At 42.8% G+C, this 17,788-nt stretch carries 17 protein-coding genes; 4 read left to right on the top strand and 13 right to left on the bottom strand.

Features of this window, described 5'->3' with window-relative positions; genetic code table 11:
* The 4 genes from MHH26_RS19060 to MHH26_RS19045 all read right to left on the bottom strand — a co-directional run bounded on the left by MHH26_RS19060 (window position 1) and on the right by MHH26_RS19045 (window position 4,811).
* Entirely contained in the window at window positions 1-1,233 is a 1,233-nt protein-coding gene (locus MHH26_RS19060; protein ID WP_034664173.1) for a PucR family transcriptional regulator, read from the bottom strand.
* 125 nt (window positions 1,234-1,358) lie between these two features.
* Entirely contained in the window at window positions 1,359-2,906 is a 1,548-nt protein-coding gene (gene pruA, locus MHH26_RS19055) for an L-glutamate gamma-semialdehyde dehydrogenase (RefSeq protein WP_307499014.1), read from the bottom strand.
* A 23-nt stretch (window positions 2,907-2,929) separates the two neighbouring features.
* Window positions 2,930-3,847: a proline dehydrogenase family protein gene (locus MHH26_RS19050; RefSeq protein WP_034664177.1), complete on the bottom strand. Its 918-nt coding sequence runs from the start codon at window positions 3,845-3,847 to the stop codon at window positions 2,930-2,932.
* A gap of 160 nt (window positions 3,848-4,007) precedes the next feature.
* Window positions 4,008-4,811 (bottom strand): nucleotidyltransferase domain-containing protein, encoded by an 804-nt coding sequence (locus tag MHH26_RS19045; RefSeq protein WP_340974392.1) that lies wholly within the window; start codon window positions 4,809-4,811, stop codon window positions 4,008-4,010.
* A 58-nt stretch (window positions 4,812-4,869) separates the two neighbouring features.
* On the opposite strand from MHH26_RS19045, the gene MHH26_RS19040 reads away from it, so the two are divergent.
* Entirely contained in the window at window positions 4,870-5,184 is a 315-nt protein-coding gene (locus MHH26_RS19040) for a hypothetical protein (RefSeq protein ID WP_012008865.1), read from the top strand.
* Between the two features lie 33 nt (window positions 5,185-5,217).
* Here MHH26_RS19040 and MHH26_RS19035 read toward each other — a convergent pair whose 3' ends face one another.
* The gene (locus MHH26_RS19035) at window positions 5,218-6,174 is read right to left on the bottom strand and encodes an acetylxylan esterase (protein ID WP_340974390.1); all 957 of its coding nucleotides are present in this window, start codon (window positions 6,172-6,174) and stop codon (window positions 5,218-5,220) included.
* A 234-nt stretch (window positions 6,175-6,408) separates the two neighbouring features.
* Here MHH26_RS19035 and MHH26_RS19030 point away from each other — a divergent pair, with 234 nt between their 5' ends.
* Window positions 6,409-7,194 carry a carbon-nitrogen family hydrolase gene (locus MHH26_RS19030; RefSeq protein WP_340974389.1) on the top strand — a complete coding sequence of 262 codons (786 nt, stop codon included), beginning with the start codon at window positions 6,409-6,411 and terminating at the stop codon, window positions 7,192-7,194.
* A 45-nt stretch (window positions 7,195-7,239) separates the two neighbouring features.
* Here the strand turns inward: MHH26_RS19030 and MHH26_RS19025 are convergent, their stop codons facing one another.
* Window positions 7,240-8,139, bottom strand: a complete 900-nt coding sequence (locus MHH26_RS19025) for a LysR family transcriptional regulator (RefSeq protein WP_340974437.1) — start codon at window positions 8,137-8,139, stop codon at window positions 7,240-7,242.
* A 116-nt stretch (window positions 8,140-8,255) separates the two neighbouring features.
* On the opposite strand from MHH26_RS19025, the gene MHH26_RS19020 reads away from it, so the two are divergent.
* Complete coding sequence (locus MHH26_RS19020) at window positions 8,256-9,029, top strand: class I SAM-dependent methyltransferase (protein WP_307499010.1); 774 nt, start codon at window positions 8,256-8,258, stop codon at window positions 9,027-9,029.
* 37 nt (window positions 9,030-9,066) lie between these two features.
* Here the strand turns inward: MHH26_RS19020 and MHH26_RS19015 are convergent, their stop codons facing one another.
* The 6 genes from MHH26_RS19015 to MHH26_RS18990 all read right to left on the bottom strand — a co-directional run bounded on the left by MHH26_RS19015 (window position 9,067) and on the right by MHH26_RS18990 (window position 15,264).
* Window positions 9,067-9,624 (bottom strand): shikimate kinase, encoded by a 558-nt coding sequence (locus tag MHH26_RS19015; protein WP_106031566.1) that lies wholly within the window; start codon window positions 9,622-9,624, stop codon window positions 9,067-9,069.
* Between the two features lie 164 nt (window positions 9,625-9,788).
* Window positions 9,789-11,165, bottom strand: a complete 1,377-nt coding sequence (locus tag MHH26_RS19010) for an MFS transporter (protein WP_307499008.1) — start codon at window positions 11,163-11,165, stop codon at window positions 9,789-9,791.
* Between the two features lie 120 nt (window positions 11,166-11,285).
* The gene (locus MHH26_RS19005) at window positions 11,286-12,293 is read right to left on the bottom strand and encodes a LacI family DNA-binding transcriptional regulator (protein ID WP_187704319.1); all 1,008 of its coding nucleotides are present in this window, start codon (window positions 12,291-12,293) and stop codon (window positions 11,286-11,288) included.
* Window positions 12,294-12,370: 77 nt separating this feature from the next.
* Window positions 12,371-13,318, bottom strand: coding sequence for a dihydrodipicolinate synthase family protein (locus MHH26_RS19000; RefSeq protein WP_307499006.1), 948 nt, complete (start codon window positions 13,316-13,318; stop codon window positions 12,371-12,373).
* A gap of 329 nt (window positions 13,319-13,647) precedes the next feature.
* Window positions 13,648-14,469: an ammonia-dependent NAD(+) synthetase gene (gene nadE / locus MHH26_RS18995; protein ID WP_034664190.1), complete on the bottom strand. Its 822-nt coding sequence runs from the start codon at window positions 14,467-14,469 to the stop codon at window positions 13,648-13,650.
* Between the two features lie 198 nt (window positions 14,470-14,667).
* Window positions 14,668-15,264 (bottom strand): DUF1989 domain-containing protein, encoded by a 597-nt coding sequence (locus tag MHH26_RS18990; RefSeq protein ID WP_034664192.1) that lies wholly within the window; start codon window positions 15,262-15,264, stop codon window positions 14,668-14,670.
* Between the two features lie 79 nt (window positions 15,265-15,343).
* On the opposite strand from MHH26_RS18990, the gene MHH26_RS18985 reads away from it, so the two are divergent.
* Entirely contained in the window at window positions 15,344-16,696 is a 1,353-nt protein-coding gene (locus MHH26_RS18985; protein WP_106031564.1) for an amino acid permease, read from the top strand.
* Here the strand turns inward: MHH26_RS18985 and MHH26_RS18980 are convergent.
* Entirely contained in the window at window positions 16,691-17,449 is a 759-nt protein-coding gene (locus tag MHH26_RS18980) for a YqcI/YcgG family protein (protein WP_106038502.1), read from the bottom strand. The two genes, MHH26_RS18985 and MHH26_RS18980, sit on opposite strands and share 6 nt — an antisense overlap.
* Window positions 17,450-17,788: the final 339 nt, after the last annotated feature.

Raw genomic sequence — 17,788 nt, 5'->3', positions numbered from 1 at the left:
CTATTGATCTTTTTTCATCAGCATCAATTCAATAAATAACTCACATCGCTGGCTGAAGTGACTTAAATCGATTGAGGTCATATCAAAGATTTGTTTCATTCGATAGTTTAATGTATTTTGATGAATAAACAACTGCTCTGCGGCTGGCTTTAGCTTGCAGTTATTCAATAAGTAGACTTCAAGCGTTTTTAAAAATGAGGTTTGGCTGTCACGGTCTTTTTCCTTCAAACGTAACAAATCTGGATTGAAATCATTTTTCTTTTTTTGATGGCTGTAAATCGAGTCTAAGAATCGGAAAACCCCCAGATTCTCGTAATCATATGGAATCAGCTCTTGTCCCCCCACAATTTTCACAGCCTTCACGACCTCTATCGCTTCAAATCGACTTGTGCTCATTTTCATGACATCTCGATACTCTCTTCCCATCCCGATATACAGCGGCGAAGGATGGGCATGCGTTTTCGATTGCAGATGAGCGATGACGTCGGCAGCAGTTGCTTTCGGTGAGTGCCGGTCTGACAAGCTGCCCAATATCACGACAATGTCGGCTTGAACGGAGTATACGTGATTCACCTTATCTTCTAGCTGCAAATACGTTCGAATGACATCCTTCACGTCTTCTGCCGTCTCACTTTTGTTATCGGCAGCATGTACGACCATGACAGTAAATACTGCCGGCAGCGGGATGCTTAAATTCTCAGCCTCCCACTTCAGTTCTTCTTCTGTATAAAAATGATCATCCATGACCTTTTTGAAAAATTCTTCAATCTTGCCTTCCTTTTTCTCCAGCTGTTTCTTATTCTTATAAATCACTTTTCCCACTTGAAAGGAAGCTTCGTGCAAAAATTGCAGCTCCTCCTGAGAGAGGGAATCCTCAATGTCCTGCACCCAAATAAAGCCCACAACTTCTTGTTTATGCTTGGCGCTCACAGCCACCCGCCGATTAAACCCGAGCTCGTCATGACCGCTCACATAAAAAGGCTTTGAATCCGTGTGAAGCCGCTCGATGACCCCTGTTTTCTTTAACCAATCGACTACAGACCCCGGACATTCCTTTGAGAAAATCGTTTGCTGGTTGACTGGGTCAAACTGCTGAATGCTGTAAGAATTATAAGCAAGGAGCTGGCACTCTGTGCTTTCTAAAATGACTGGTTTTTTTAAATACCCGCTAATAAATGCAATTAACTTATCGACATCAAAAAATGTATGAAGCTTTTCTAATATCTCTTCCATCCCGATTGCTCCCTGATTAAGTGATACATTTATCATACTTCTTTCCAGTCAGATTTGTATAGAAACAAGTCGTAGACAAGCAAAAAAAGCATGAACCCGTGTGCACAGGTTCATGCTTTTCCATCTTAAAACATTTCACTAATCGTTTTCGCCTGCATGTGTAGAGCTAGGTAATCTGGACCGCCTGCTTTTGAATCGGTTCCTGACATTTTGAATCCGCCAAATGGGTGGTATCCCACGATGGCTCCTGTGCAGTTACGGTTAAAGTAGAGATTCCCTACATGGAACTCCTGCTTCGCACGGTTGATGTGATCACGATTATTGGTAATGACAGCACCTGTCAAACCATATTCCGTGTTGTTGGCTACTTCAAGTGCCTCATCAAAGCTAGACACTTTCGAGAAGGCCAAGACTGGTCCGAAGATTTCTTCTTGCATCAAGCGAGATGTTGGCTCAAGATCTGCAAAAATGGTTGGGTGAATGAAGTATCCTTCCGAATCATCACTCGTTCCACCAGTCACTAAGCGGCCTTCCTCCTTGCCCACCTCGATATAATCCGTGATCTTGTCAAAGGACGCTTGATCAATGACAGGTCCCATGTAGACATCCGCAGAAAGAGGATTCGCTGTTGTTTTTGTTTCTGTGATTTCCTTCACTCGCTGGACCACTTGGTCATACAGCTTCTCGTGGACGACAGCCCGAGATCCAGCCGAACATTTCTGACCTGAAAAACCGAAGGCTGATGTGAAAATGGCATTAGCCGCTAATTCGACGTCTGCATCCTCATCTACAACCACTGTATCTTTACCGCCCATTTCAGCAATGACGCGCTTTAAATGCTGCTGACCTGGCTGTACTTTTGCCGCGCGTTCAAAGATACGTGTCCCTACTTCTCTTGAGCCAGTGAATGTAATCAGGCTTGTTTTCGGATGATCTACTAAGTAATCTCCGACCTCTGCTCCGCTTCCTGGTACAAAGTTCACCACACCCTTTGGAAGACCTGCTTGCTCAAGCTCTTCCACAAAACGTGCCGCAATCACAGGAGTTGCACTCGCTGGTTTTAAGACAACTGTATTCCCAGTGACGATTGGCGCTACTGTTGTTCCTGCCATAATGGCAAACAAGAAGTTCCACGGCGGAATGACGAGCGTCACGCCAGTTGGTGTGTAAACATATTGATTGCGTTCCCCTTCGCGGCTGTTCACTGGTTTGCCTTTCGCCAGCTCCAGCATTTGACGGGCATAGTATTCAAGGAAGTCGATTGCTTCTGCTGTATCTGCGTCCGCTTCATTCCAAGGCTTACCTGCTTCTTTGACAAGAAGGGCTGAATACTCATGCTTTTTACGGCGAATGCTTGCCGCAGCACGGAATATGACGCTGGCTCTTTCTTCTGGAGACGTATAGCGCCAAGTTTCAAATGCTTTCGCCGCAGCCTGAACCGCTTGTTCTGCCTCTTCTTTCCCGGCCTTTGATACGGTTCCAACGACTTCATCCTTTTTCGCTGGATTGATCGAGATAATCTGGTCTTTCGTTTCGATTCTTTCTCCATTAATCACGAGCGGATAGGTTTGACCAAGTGATTCTGTTACCTTTGCTAATGCTTGTTCAAACGCTTTGCGGTTTTCTTCCTGGCTAAAATCCGTGAATGGTTCATGTTTGTAAGGTGTTGTCATCTTTGTCACGCTCCCGTTTCAAATTATTTTCTCGTCATCCCTTTTAAAGCAAAGGCAATGTTTGCCGGCCGTTCTGCAAGACGTCTCATGTAGTAGCCATACCACTCTCGTCCATACGGGGTATAGACCCTCATTTGATAGCCCTCTTTCACAAGTGCCTGCTGCGTTTCTGACCTCATGCCATACAGCATTTGAAATTCGAACTGACTTGTCGGTATATTGTGCTTTTTCACAATATTCTTCGTAAACTCGATCATTTGATCGTCATGTGTCGCAATGGCTGTATAGTTCCCTGTGAGTAATTGCTTTTCGATCAGCTTTTGATAATTCTGATCGACGTCTTTTTTGTTTGGATACGCCACTTCAGCGGATTCCTTATAGGCACCCTTTACAAGTCTTAAAAATGGCTGAAGCTCATTTAGGTCATCAAGATCCTTTTCTGTTCTGTACAAATACGCCTGCAGGACCGTACTGACATACTCATATTGAGATTTCATCTCTTTAAAAATGTCCAGCGTTTTTTGACAGCGCTGTTCATCCTCCATATCGATTGTCACCATGATACGGTGTTTCTCTGCCGTATCTAAAATGCTTTTCATATTGCGATACACAAGGTCATCGTCAATATCCAGGCCAAGTGATGTCATTTTGAGTGACACGTGGGAATTGAGTCCCGCCTCAGCAATCCGCTGAATGGTTTGAATACACTCATTCGTCCGCTCATTTGCAATCTCTGCCTTTGTGACAAATTCACCAAGGTGATCAACTGTTACAGCCATTCCTTGATCATTTAATCGTTTGATGACAGAGATAGCGCTCTCAAAATCCTTCCCACCGATGATTTTCTTAGATGCAACAGCACTTCCCCAATTACGAGCAATATGGTTCAAGAGACTGCTCTTTGACAAAAACAAGAAGAAATTTCTTGTGACCGACTCCATAAAGGGCACCTCCCACTCTTTGTAAGCTATGTCTTTATTGTAAGGCTCATAAGCTGTCCGCTACAATATTTGAAGATGACAAAAATTCTGACTTTTTTTGTGGTTTTATCACAATAAGAGCTAAAAAAGAGCCTGCCGCTATCCGGCTGGCTCTTCCCTCCTACGCCCACACCTCATCAAGGGTAGACTGCAGCAGCTCATTTAATTCTTGCGTGAGATTGTCTTTCGGCTGATTGTAGCTTTTCACCAATTCATCAAAACGCACCAGCTCTTTGTCGATGAATGGATGGACATAGACGAGACGGTTCTCTACATCCATTTCCTCTCCGTCCATTTTACGTTTGAGCAGCTCGTGAATTTCTGTTAAAAGCGGGCCTTCCTCCACTAGCTCCTCGAGCAGTTCATGAAAGTCCATCGGCGGAACCGTCCGGTAGCGTTCAATCCACTGACAGGCAAATAGCGGACGAAGCACATAGAAATACTTCTTGATTCGCACCTGCTCCCCTCGTAAATGCCGGCTTTCATTCCGCTTCGCCATATTGAGGTAATGATACATCAATGCTGCAGGATAAAACGCTCGATCCTTTAATTCTCTTAGCTGCTTTGCCAAAGAGAAAGATTCAGCATAGATGATGTCAGAAGATAGCCATTCCATGATGGATGGATTTGATTTATTGAATAAGCGAAGTGCCTTTCTAAGCTCCCAGCCGCTGATATCAAGCACGTCATCAATCGGCCGTTCAATGACATCACGATGCTCTTCCATCGCCCAATACCATTCTTTCCGGGGAACATATAAAAAACGAACATCATAATCACTATCAGTCGAGGGAAATCCCCATGCCCTGCTGCCTGATTCGACGGCGAGGCAAATCTTTACGTCATACGTTTCTTCGATGATTTTCAGCTCTTCCTTGATTCTCTCTCTCAAGCGTCCATCAACTCTTTCTATAGAATTCTGCATGACTTCTTCACGTTTTGGGAAAATACGAATAAGACATATAAAAAAGGAGTTGGATCTGATGTCTATATCTCGCATTATGAAATGGATCACCGGGATTTTTGAAGCCTGCCTTGCCATCCCTGTGATCGGAGGTCTATTCGTTATCAGCAATGGCTATTCACCGCTCATGGTCATGCTTATTCTGCATATTATCACACTCGTCTTATCGAAGCGAGACCAGGGACCAATGATTGGAAGCATCATCGGAATTGTCACATCCTGCCTTGCTTGGATTCCGATTCTCGGATTCATTCTTCATATCATCACTGCCCTTGCCCTGATTATCACTGCGTTAGTGCCTGATGAAAAAACGAGACAGAATACGAGCTATTAAAAAAGAGGCCCTCCTAGAGCGGCCTCTGTTCTTTTAGATCCTTAAATGCTTTTGTAAGAAGGCAAGCTTCTCTGTTTGAAAAGCCGGGATGTACTCGTGTCCAAAGTAGCGATACACCTTTAAATCTTTATCTGTTTCTAAATGGTTGTATACCGCAAACACAGTAGATGGCGGGGTGATTTGGTCGATCAGACCGATGGCCATCAATGTGGGCTGTTTCACCCATTCGGCTAAATTGATCAAATCAAAGTAGCTCAATGTCTCAAATACCTTTTCTTCCGCTTCTGGATCACTGTTTCTTCGAAAGTATGAATTGATTTCTAAATAAGGCTGCTCCAATGCCACATCCACTGCACGCTCGAAATTTGATAAGTAAGGATAATCTGCCACGACGACCTTTGGAATGTCTGAAAGTGCCGCAGCTGCAACCGCCAGTGCACCTCCCTGGCTTCCGCCCACCACGCCGATCCGGTGTTCATCCACTTCTGGGAAAGACTGAATCACGTCGAGCGCTCGAACCGCATCTAAATAAACACCCCGATAATAGTAGGTCTCTTTCGATAAAATGCCTTTTGTCATCCATCCTAGAGACTGCCCTGCTGGTGTCACTGTTTTATCTTCACTGCCGCCTTGACCACGGACGAGCATACCAAATGTCGCATAGCCATGCAGTGCCCAGTTGACGATGTCATGAATGCCGCCGTCATAGCTGGCATTATAGCCATGAAAATGTACGAGTGCTGGATGTGGACCTGCTTGATCTGATACTGCATACCAGCCTTCAATTCGAGAATGACCAAAGCTTTGATACGTCAGGCGGTACACCTTCACTCCCTTTACTGGATAATCATAAGGTTCAAGTGCTGGCTCTGCCTCCACTTGGTTCAGTTCTTCAAGCGAAGCTTTCCAAAAGTCTGAAAAATCAGGTCGTGCTGTTTTCTTCGGTTTATACTTTTTGAGCTCTTCTAATGGTAAATCAAACAATTGCATATCCTACTATCCCCCTTTGTTTTAATAGTTATGAGTATCATATCACTGTTTTCTTGACTTAGAAAGTCATTTTCACTATAAAAGACAAAACCTTCTGACATTTTTATTGGCAAAGAGGATTGAAACCTTTATGATAAAGAAACTTGGTTGAAGACTAGATGTTCTCAGGCAAAACAAATCGATAGACATTCATGGATTTTCACATTTACACCATCGAATAAAGGAGGAACCTGTATGAAAATCGCCCTTGTCCAAATGGACGTACAAATTGGAAAACCTGATGTGAACTTTCAAAAAGCAGAAGCATTTTTAGAAGAAGCGATCCGCCAGCAGCCTGATCTGATCATTTTACCCGAAATGTGGAATACTGGTTACGCTCTTGAACAAGCCGACCAGCTTGCAGATGTAAACGGTGAACGCACAAAACAGCTTTTCTCTTCCTTTGCCCGTAAGAACCAAGTCGTTCTCATTGCTGGAAGTGTATTGAACAAGCGCACAGAAGATGAGAGGATCACCAACACGATGTATGTCTTTAACCGCCAAGGTGAGCTTTTAGTTGATTATGACAAAATTCATTTATTTCGCTTAATGGATGAGCACAACTATTTAACCGCTGGTGACCAGCTTGGTTTATTTGACTATGATGAGGATGTGAAGATCGGTGCGATGATCTGCTACGACCTTCGCTTCCCGCAGCTTTCCAGAACACTTGTAAACAAAGGGGCGAAGGTGCTCATCAATACCGCCCAATGGCCGTCAGCAAGAGTGGACCATTGGCGCAGCTTGCTCATCGCAAGAGCAATTGAAAATCAGTCATTTATGATTGCTGTTAACAGAACAGGCACAAGCAGAGACACTGAATTCCCTGGCCACTCCATGGTGATTGATCCACTTGGTCGTATTCTGCTTGAAACAAGCCATGAGGAAGACATTTATTATGCGGAAATTGATCTTCAGCTAGTGGATGAAGTGAGACAGCAAATTCCTGTGATGACGGATCAGCGTCTGGATATCTATTAAAAAGCAGGGTGCTCCCCTGCTTTTTGCATTTAATTAAACGTTTGCTTAAGCTTGATTCTGGTAAAGGTCCATTAGGGCTTGAGCGGCTTTCGTTAAATACCTTTCTTCCACATATGCAAACACAAGAGTGCGGGTTGGGCATGAATCAATTTTCAAATAAGTGACTTCGTTCCTTTCCTCTTGTGCCACCATTTTCGGCACAACTGTCACACCTAGTCCATTTTTGACCAATGCCTGCGCTGTTTGAATATGACTTGTTTCAAAGGTAATCTTCGGCTGAAAACCATGATGAAGACATAGTTCCATGACCACTTGCCGAAAGCCATATCCCTCTTTCAGCATAATAAATGCGGCGTCTTCCAGAAGGCGAAACGGAACAGACACTTTCTGATCTGCTTGATTGATGATTTCGTTCAATTCATCTGTTGACCAGGGCTGGGCAGTTTGCGGAACTGCGAGAAGAAGCGGCTCTGTCAGCATGTGTTTCGTTTTCAATGATTCATGCTCGACAGGCATAGATAAAATAGCCAAATCCAGCTTTCCAGCCAATAGAAGTTTTTCTAGCTCACGAGGTGATTCTTCTATTAGTTGAACGTGAACATGAGGATACGTTCGACAAAAGGTTTTTAATAAACCGGGCAAGACATAGCCCCCTGTGACTGCTGGCGCTCCAATGTTCAGCTCTTTCCCCACTTCATAAGCTGCTTCTCCCATTTCACGCAGCAAATCATCTCTTTCCTTCAAAATGTTCTCAGCCCTTTTAATGAATCGACTCCCTTGAGGTGTGGGCGTGACTTGTCCATACTTTCGAATAAAGAGGGGTGTGTCTAATTCCTCTTCCAGCTTCTTCATTTGTTGGCTTAAAGAAGGCTGTGCAATGTGAAGTTGATCCGCTGCTTTTGTAAAACTTTTCTGCCGGTACACTTCCATGACATATTCCATCATTCGTATATCCACTTTCATCACCTCATAGGTTTTAACTATTCATGTCATATCTTTTATGTCTTAGACAAATAACAAAATGAATTTTACGATAAAGAGACAACAAAGGGGGAGAAGAAATGAATCCATATGCTAAAGCCGAAAACCAATTCTCACAAAATGCCGAGAACTATCGAGATTCACCTATATTTGCAGCCGGAGAAGAGCTGGAATGGATGAAAGCAACAGCCAATACGAAGGGTCACGAGCATTTACTTGATATCGGCTGTGGGGCAGGACATACCGTTTTTTCCTTTTCAGATATCATTTCTAAAGGAATCGGCATTGATGTCACGCAAAAAATGATCGAGGTTGCAGCAGCACTTGCGGAAGAACGCCAACTGAAACATATTACTTTTGAGCGGGCAGCCGCAGAAGCACTGCCCTTCGCTGATGAATCATTTGACATCGTGACGTGCCGATTTGCCGCTCACCACTTTACAAACCTGCCGGCAGCCATGTCTGAAATCAGCCGTGTCTTAAAAAAAGGCGGCACATTCCTGCTCGTCGATCATTACGCACCCGAAAACACTGCACAGGATTCATTCATTAATCACTTAAATAGACTCAGAGATCCTTCTCATGTGCGAGAAAGCTCGTTATCAGAATGGAAAGAGCTCTTCGCTGCCAACCAACTGACTCAAAAAGAGAAGCGTTACTGGGATCTGCAAATTGATTATCAGGACTGGATGATGCGTGGACGCACACCAGAGAATGTTCAAAAAGAGATCGTTTCCCATCTTCAATTCGCAGACCCTGATACAAAGCAGCTGTTTCAACTTCAATTCGATGCACAGCAGCAGCCTATTTCCTTCTGTTTAAAAGCTGCACTCATTCAAGGAATGAAGAATTGAACTTATAGAAAAAGTCTACCCTCGTTGGTAGACTTTTTTATTTCGAGTATAAATCCCAGCCAAGCTTGAGTGTGTCCACAATATAATTGGCGACTTCCTCAGCTTCTAGATGATCTGTTTCGACTCTTGAGTTATGAAGGGCATATATTTCCCGGCGCTCTTCAAACAGCTCTTTCATCTCGTCAATCGTCCGGTTGTGAAGAACAGGGCGGTTTTCAATCAAAATATCAAGCCGCTGTTTCCAATTCTCCCAAGATAAATCAAGGAAAAGAACCGTACAATGCTTCAAGCAGGCGCGTTTGATTTCTTCCTGTTTGAATGCACCGCCTCCAAGAGAAACGATCTTTAGCTGTGTATGCTCACATAAATCGACGATATAATCTTTTTCAGCCTGCCTGAAGAATGCTTCTCCTTTTTGCTGAAAGATCTCAGGAATCGTCATGTTATACTTTTTCTCAATCTCCTGATCCACATCAATAAAATCTCTATATAGCTTTTTGGCAACCAGCTGCCCAATGGTTGTTTTCCCAACACCCATAAAGCCAATGAGGACAATATTTCGCTGTCTCACAGGGATTTCTCTATTGTTTTTCATATTCGTGACACGTCCTCCTTACGACAAGGAATGCTACATAATGTATCTATTATATGATAAATGGCGCGCGAAAAGATAGGCAATTTGAAAAATTATACGTAGATCATCTGCATAGAAAAAAGAACCTACCCTCTTTGGAATAAGTTCTTCACTGCGTGCGTAACTCACGGTGCAATATCCTCTAATACTTTCTCGCGCGTTTCGATCATTTTAAAAGCAAGAATTGCTCCCACTACAGTCACACTTGCGAAAAGAATAAAAATAGTTGAAACACCGCTTACCTCTAAAATAAAGCCTATCATAATAGGAGCGATCGCTGAGGCCAGCCTAAGCCAAGCTGTAGCAAATGCCGTTCCAATCACCCTCATACGTGTTGGATAAATTTCAGGTGTATATAGATAGAGAAGAACTGTAATTGTCCCCATCATTCCGTAAGCAGCGGACCCTAAATATATAACACTTTCTGGAGAATTAGCTCCGCTGATCCATAAAGCCGTTAATAAAGCACCTGTTACAATAAATGCAATGGTTGCCCAGCGCTTTCGTCCTACTTTATCAATTAAAAATGCACAAGCGAATACCCCTATGGTCTGTAAAATATTTGTTAGAGATGCTGCCCTTAATGAATCTCCAACTGGCAAATTGTAAACAGTATTATAAAGACTCGGTAACCAGTTATTTAAACCATTCGATACAAAGTAGGCAGAAAACCATAGTCCCCATACGATCAATGTTCTTTTACGATAGAAAGTTGAAAAAAGCTCTTTCCAGTCGCCTTTTTCAGTACTGCTAGATACTTGCTTTGCTACAGGCATTCGTTTGTCAGTACTAGCTTCAATTTCTTCAATAATTCTTTCGGCTTCATCTAACCTGCCTTTCGAAATAAGCCACCTTGGAGATTCGCGCAACATGAAAAAGAATACAAAGACGATTAAACCTCCAATGCCCCCAATCAAAAACATCCACTTCCACCCAAAGCTAGGTACAACAAATGCGCCAATTTGAGCTGAGATCATTAATCCTAATGGGAAAATCATCTCATAAAGCATAAAGAATCTACCTCTCCCTTGAGCCCTGGACAACTCATTGATATATGATGCCGCTACCGGCACTTCTCCCCCTACCCCAATCCCTTGTATAAAACGAAAAATAAAAAGGGCCATAAAATTACCTGAAAATACACACGCGATACTCATAATTGACATGAGGAATACTGTCCACTTTGCACTAAATACACGGCCGCGCCTTTCTGCTAACCATCCAAAGAAAATAGCACCAATCGCTTGTCCTATATAACCAGACCCAATAAGAAGACCAATTTGAGCAGGTGATAAACTCCACATTCCGATGAGAACTGGGAGAACAAACGCTAAAGATAGAGCATCAAAAGCATCAAAAAAAGTAGCAGATCCCATAATGATACGAGGTTTTAAATGCCATCTAGAAAAAGGTACACTTTCCATCCTAGTCAATAATTGTGAAGCTCTATCAACAACTTCTCCATCATGAGAATTTGAATTTCCGCTGAATTCTAACGTCATGTTATCTCCTCCTTATTAGAGGAAATGATGCAAAAGTACATGCCGAAGAGCGCTAAAGAAATCGCTTACATTTTAAACCAAGAGACATTCTAAAGCGTTCATACGAGTTTTCAGCATCTATCATTTCTTTTTTGGCGTTCCCGTGGTGCCCCGGTCTATATAGTACATAGGGAAGATATGTTCCATCGCATCTAACTGTTCTCCTTCCAATAACTGTGTTAGTAAAGAAACAGCTTTTCTTCCCATTCCAACTAAATCAACATGAACTGAAGATAAAGAAGGGGTTAGAAAACTTGCAATGGGCACATCATCGGCACCAACGACAGACAAATCATGAGGTATTGACACATTTGCGTTATTTGCCGCTTTCATGACCCCCATCGCCAAAAAATCTGAAGAGCAAACAACTCCAGTCATGTGCTGGTTTCCTTGGAGAAATTGAGAAACCACTTCTACTACTTTTCCCCCATCAAATTCATCTAACTCAAACACAAGTTCTTTGTTCATTGTTAACCCTAAACTTTTAAGTGTGCGCTCATATCCCTTGTAATACCTCACACTATGCATCGAACTCATTGGACCATTGACCAGCCCAATGGTTCGATGACCTTTATCAAATAAGGCCGTTATTGATTGACACACACCTTCTTCATCATCTGGCCTGACACATGGAAATGGAGAATCCTCTAGATAACTTCCGACAACTATAATGGGAATGGCTAAACTTTTTAACCAATCCATGCTTAGTTCTTCATTTCTTGGTGAAAATAGAATGGCTCCATCTACTGCCTGCGTTTCAAGTAATCGCTGCTGCTGTATAGATGTAAACGACATCAACATATTGAATTCCGTCTCATCTAATTCCTTCGCTATTCCATCTAGAATCGTTGAAAAAAATGGATTATTCAAAATATATGAACCACGCGGAACCACTACAGCTATATTCCCTGTCTTCCTTTTGACGAGCCCTCTAGCTCCTAAATTAGGACGATAGCCTAATTCATCAATTACTTGTTTGATTCTTTCAGCCGTTTGAGCACCTACTCCTGGTTTACCACTTAATACTCGGGAAACAGATGCTATAGACACTCCAGCTTTCAATGCTACATCTTTAATACTTACTGACACATTTCATACCTCCGGGAGTCTGTTGTTTTGTCCTCTATTATAACCTGACTCACCTTCATCATGAAATTAATGGTCTGTTATCTACTGACGTTTTCCTTAAGCAAACCAACACTTTGAAGGCCCTGGCGAATCTCTTCTTTCTCCTTATGAGTTAAAGGTAAGACCGGCTTCCTAGCAAGCGAACTACTGATTAGACCTCGCTGGTACATCGCTTCCTTCATTCGCAGATGAGAGGTAGATGAAGGTTCATCCATTTTATACACAGCATGCTTTAATTCGAAGATTCTATCGTAAACTTTATTGGCCGCTACAAGATCTTTTTCTTCCACACATTTCACAAGTTCAGCGATCAAATCTGGCACAAAACAGCCGAAACCTACAAGTGCTCCATCAATCCCTTGAATTAATGTTGGCAATAAATATTCATCGTGACATGTGAGTAACGATACATCTGGTGCATGTTTTTTCAATGCCCGCACATCGACCTCGTATTGTGCCATGTCTCTTTGACCAATTTTAAACGAGACAACATTCTCAATTTCCGACATTTCTAGTAATTGATTGGTTGTATATGAGGTTTTTGTCCAAGTTGGATATTGATGTACGATGATTGAAATGTCAATCGCTTCTGCAACATCTTTAAAGAATTGGACAGGTGACTCAGGCTGCATACCGAATCTTAGCCATGAATGTGGCGGCATGAGAAGTATACCTTCTCCGCCAGCTTCTTCAACGGCTTTTGCATGTTGGATCGCTTCAATTGTCCCTTCAGCAGAAACCCCAGAAATGACAGGTACTTCCCCTTTTAATTCGTCGGCTGCAATGCGCACAGCCTCAGCTCGTTCATGTGGCAGTAAAGTCATAATCTCGCCAGTATGTCCATTGACAACGATACCGTTAATCCCTTTGTGCTCCGCCACCCAACGGACAAGCTTACGAAAAGCAGGTTCATCAATTGAATAGTCATCTTTAAAAGGAATTAAGACAGCCGGGAATACACCGCTCCATTTTTCTTTATTTTTCATCAACAAATTCCTCCCCATTCGATTATAGTAAACGTTTACGGTAAGCGTTTACGTAAACAATCATAAAATGACATAACGGAGATTGTCAACTTACTTTTTAGAAAATTTTAATTATTCAAATAACAATACAATCAATTTCATTTTTCTAGTAAATAATATAGGTTTGTTTTATTTCTTAAATGATTAAGCAGTATCTGCTGGTTAAAGTTGCTGATTATCATCCTAAATACATATTCAATAAGAGACCATTATAAATAATTTTATATTTTCAAAACAGTATTTTTACTATAAAAAACCTCTCCATCAAAGGAGAGGTCTCTTGCTTTTTCTTATTTCCACCAGTCATCAAACATGGAAGCTGGTACTTGGCGTTTATGCTCTGATTGAACATAGCGCTTTTCAATCGCTTCTGCTGCTTGATCTGACACTGGCTTACCTTCTAAGTAATCATCAATTTCATTGTACGTAATGCCAAGTTCTGTTTCATCCGTTTGCTGAGGTTTGTCATCAAGCAGATCCGCTGTCGGTTTCTTTAAGTATAGACGCTCAGGTGCTTGCAGCGCTTCTAGCAGCATCCGGCCTTGGCGTTTCGTCAGACCTGTGAGCGGAAGAACATCTGCACCGCCATCACCATACTTCGTGAAGAAGCCGGTTACTGCTTCAGCTGCATGATCTGTACCGATGACAAGTAATCCTTCTTCTCCTCCGACAGCATACTGCGCGATCATTCTCATGCGTGCTTTGACATTTCCTTTATTAAAGTCAGACAACGGGCCGCCTGTGTCCTTTTGATATTGTTCACTAAATGCCGTCACGGCAGGCGCAATATCATATTTCCACGACTTGTCCGGCTGAATAAATGATAAAGCGAGCTGTGCATCATCTTCATCCTGCTGCACACCGTGCGGGAGGCGCACCGCAATAAAGACTGCCTCTTCTTTTCCTTCTTGACGCAGCTCAGATGCAGCCAGCTGTGCAAGACGGCCAGCGAGCGTTGAATCCTGTCCGCCGCTAATGCCGAGGACGAATCCTTTTGCGCCAGTTTTTTTCAAGTATTCCTTTAGAAATCCAACCCGCTTTTCGATCTCCTGCTTTGGGTCAATTGAGGGCTGCACATGCAACTCTTGGCTGATCTTTTTCTGCAAACTCATACACTTTTCCTCCTAAGCATCCTCTACATGAAGAGAACAGGTTTTACTCTGAATTCATTGGTTTGACAACGTTTTTTGAGTCTTCATTATACCATGTTTTCAGGAAGAACATTTTGTTAGACGTTCCCCTATTTCATTAATGATCAAACATTCACAAAAGAAAAAGACCATGTCTATATGGACTGGCCCTTTTCTTTTTCAATCAATTTCTACCCGTATAGATGTACAGCTTGCGCCATTACACTTCCCAATATCAGAAGGACATGCGGATACGGCCACAATGAGATCCATTTCGGCTCGCAGACGAATGTAATCACCGGGAAGAGATTTTGGGAGCTCCACAGACAGTTTTCCTTTTTCATCAATGACTGTATTCATAAAGGCATTAAAAGGATAGTACATATCCTCCTTAGGAATCCCAAATGGCTCAAAGGCAGTCCGCAAATTATCGTAGCATGTATGCATGACCTCTAAATGCGTCCGTCCGTATAAAAGCTGATACATTTCTTGCCGGCAGGCGGGCATGTATAAATCATGGCATTCGACTGTGTCTTCAATGACCGTAAACATCGGTTTATATAAATTAGAATAGAGCTTATCCCCTTTTTTCACTTTTGACGAAAATAGGCTGTCCATTGTCGCGCCTTGGTCAAATTTTTCATAAAAATCCTTTTCATGATAGGCCATGACATCTGCTACTTGCTGACCTTCAATATCAACGACCCGCATACATTGGCCTTTTCCTAAGCGAAAGCCGTGTCCATCCTTTGGTAAAATGACATATTCTCCGTTCATCACATGCACTCCTTTCCATGTCAGTATGCCCAAAACGTCCCCTTGATCATGTATAAAAAAAGACGGCGGTCACAAGCTAATGTCATTGAAATCGAAAGGTGTTGCACATGCATTGAAAGAAGAACAAACTTTATCTTGGTGGCAGCTTTCTCTCATCGGAGTCGGCTGTACAATTGGCACTGGTTTCTTCCTTGGTTCCAGCATTGCCATTACAAAGTCCGGTTTTTCCGTCTGCATTTCTTTTTTGCTTGCTGCGGTCGGAACCTATCTCGTCTTTAAACATTTGGCTGCGATGACAGCCGATAACCCTGATAAAGGGTCATTTTGTTCCTATGCTCGTAAAGCATATGGACGCTGGGCAGGGTTTAGCAATGGCTGGGTGTATTGGTTTGCAGAAATGCTGATTACGGGAAGTCAGTTAACAGCGATTTCCCTTTTTACCCGCCACTGGTTTCCATCTGTTCCGCTCTGGGTGTTTTCTGCGATTTATTCCGCTCTTGCCCTGCTCGTGATTATCATAGGGCTTTCTTCTTTTCAAAAGACAGAAAATGTCCTTGCGGTACTGAAGACAGCGGCGATTTTTCTGTTTATGATCCTTGCGGTGCTTGTGTTATTCGGCATTCTGACAGATCATAAACCGACCCTGCATCTGCCAAACAAAGATCACGAATGGATGCCGCTCGGTGCACTTGGTCTTTGGAATGGATTGATTTACGCGTTTTATGCATTTGGGGGAATTGAAGTCATGGGTCTGATGGCGGTTCATTTAAAAGATCCGAAAGATGCGGCAAAGGCTGGACGCGTCATGCTGATCATTCTAGCGGTCATCTATATCGTCTCGATCGGACTTGCTCTCTTGCTTGTCCCAGTAACAGCCTTTAACGAGAACAGCAGTCCATTTATTACATCATTAGATCCATTTCATTTATCAATCTTTCTTCATATCTTTAATGGCATTTTCATTATTGCCGGCTTTTCGACATTGGTTGCCTCACTCTATGCAGTCACGACGCTGCTTGGCACGATGTCGGAGCATCAAGATGCACCTGCTTGTTTTAAACAAAAAGACCCATCTCATGTCGGATGGCCTTCGATTATTTTAACTGCTGCTGGATTAATTGTCTCGATTTTGCTTGCACTCTTTTTGTCCAAACACATCTACGAGCATCTCACAACAGCAGCCGGCCTTACCCTTCTGTACACATGGGTATTCATTCTGTTCTCAAGTAAAAAGCTATCAAAGCCATCCACTCGCCAAACGTGCGAAATGATTCTTGCGCTTCTCTTGATTGGAGCCGCCATTTCAGGCACTTTAACAGAGGCAAGCGGACGACCTGGCTTTTTTATCAGCCTTGGGATCATTGCAGTGATTGCCATCATGGTGCTATTTATGAGAAAAAAGTGGAAGCAGCAGGATCAGACCGCATCATAATTTCATCATGTTTTTTAATGCAGTAAAAGGACATTTGGCGGAGGCTGGTTTCTCCGCCTCTTCATCTGGGAGAAAGTATTGCTTCCATTCATGATTGGTCGGATCACCGTACCATTTTAATGATGGGTGAACGCTGACCTCATCATACGCTTTGAGCCGCTTGCGAACGAGCTGGCTCATTTTTTGACCAAACTTGGTCGATCCATTCAATTTCTCAAACACCCATCTAGGCTGAAATGCCATCAAGACATAAGGGAAGTGGCGGCTTTTTCTGAGCTTATGAGCCGGTGTGGAGCACAAAATAAAATACGCTTCCCCGTGAAAGCAATACTCCCACTCATGATGATGAGTATCTAGTGGAATATCCTCAGGCCATGGCACTTCATCTTTCTGGTGCAGTCGTTGAAGCAGTGACCAAAACTGCTGCTCAAACTCTTCAAGCGAACTTTCTTTTAAATCCTGCGGTGTTTCAAAAAAACAAATAAATGAAGCATATTGACCCGTTTCTTTCGCACAGCTTTGATATTCTCTCAGCAGCTGGGCTAATTCATCAACCGCTTCCTCTTCCCTCGGATCACCCACAAACCCATAGCGTAAATGATCGAGAAAAAACCCCTGTCTTCCCGGTACACAAGGGAATGTATCTGCCTCATCTCCTACCATCTCTCCAAATTGAGTAAAAGCATCCTGCTTCCATTCTTCTAGTGATCGTAGATTTTGATCAAGGCAACTTTTTGCATACAACTGGGCCATTTTTTCCACCTCGTTTTAGCGTCTTCTCCATAGCCTATGAGAAAAAAAGGCTGTGGTGACTGTCCTTCAACGACTTTCCTTGCGCATTCAAGAGGTGGACGTTCTCGTTCAAATTGAGCATGTATGTGTGTCTTTCACTCCATGATGCATGAACAGACAAGTGTATGCAGCCGTCAAACTGCTTCTTTTAATAGAGCGCTTTTGTATCATTCCTATGATCTGTTCTTCATCAAAAAGACAGAATCAAGCACCCAATAAATGAGGGCCGAGCATAAGCTAAACAGATAGACAATGTTGCTGTGATGACTGATAAGATCAGCATGCACACATAGTTGAATA

It is taken from the genome of Bacillus sp. FSL K6-2839, from assembly GCF_038003365.1.
Lineage (GTDB): Bacteria > Bacillota > Bacilli > Bacillales > Bacillaceae > Bacillus.
Note: the sequence above shows the minus strand (reverse complement) of the source record. Positions and strands in the feature narration are given on the sequence as shown.

Coding starts and splice junctions, on each gene's coding strand:
- MHH26_RS19060 (WP_034664173.1), bottom strand. CDS start 1,233: ATGGAAGAGATATTAGAAAAGCTTCATACATTTTTTGATGTCGATAAG.
- pruA (WP_307499014.1), bottom strand. CDS start 2,906: ATGACAACACCTTACAAACATGAACCATTCACGGATTTTAGCCAGGAA.
- MHH26_RS19050 (WP_034664177.1), bottom strand. CDS start 3,847: ATGGAGTCGGTCACAAGAAATTTCTTCTTGTTTTTGTCAAAGAGCAGT.
- MHH26_RS19045 (WP_340974392.1), bottom strand. CDS start 4,811: ATGCAGAATTCTATAGAAAGAGTTGATGGACGCTTGAGAGAGAGAATC.
- MHH26_RS19040 (WP_012008865.1), top strand. CDS start 4,870: ATGTCTATATCTCGCATTATGAAATGGATCACCGGGATTTTTGAAGCC.
- MHH26_RS19035 (WP_340974390.1), bottom strand. CDS start 6,174: ATGCAATTGTTTGATTTACCATTAGAAGAGCTCAAAAAGTATAAACCG.
- MHH26_RS19030 (WP_340974389.1), top strand. CDS start 6,409: ATGAAAATCGCCCTTGTCCAAATGGACGTACAAATTGGAAAACCTGAT.
- MHH26_RS19025 (WP_340974437.1), bottom strand. CDS start 8,139: ATGATGGAATATGTCATGGAAGTGTACCGGCAGAAAAGTTTTACAAAA.
- MHH26_RS19020 (WP_307499010.1), top strand. CDS start 8,256: ATGAATCCATATGCTAAAGCCGAAAACCAATTCTCACAAAATGCCGAG.
- MHH26_RS19015 (WP_106031566.1), bottom strand. CDS start 9,624: ATGAAAAACAATAGAGAAATCCCTGTGAGACAGCGAAATATTGTCCTC.
- MHH26_RS19010 (WP_307499008.1), bottom strand. CDS start 11,165: ATGACGTTAGAATTCAGCGGAAATTCAAATTCTCATGATGGAGAAGTT.
- MHH26_RS19000 (WP_307499006.1), bottom strand. CDS start 13,318: ATGAAAAATAAAGAAAAATGGAGCGGTGTATTCCCGGCTGTCTTAATT.
- nadE (WP_034664190.1), bottom strand. CDS start 14,469: ATGAGTTTGCAGAAAAAGATCAGCCAAGAGTTGCATGTGCAGCCCTCA.
- MHH26_RS18990 (WP_034664192.1), bottom strand. CDS start 15,264: ATGAACGGAGAATATGTCATTTTACCAAAGGATGGACACGGCTTTCGC.
- MHH26_RS18985 (WP_106031564.1), top strand. CDS start 15,344: ATGTCATTGAAATCGAAAGGTGTTGCACATGCATTGAAAGAAGAACAA.
- MHH26_RS18980 (WP_106038502.1), bottom strand. CDS start 17,449: ATGGCCCAGTTGTATGCAAAAAGTTGCCTTGATCAAAATCTACGATCA.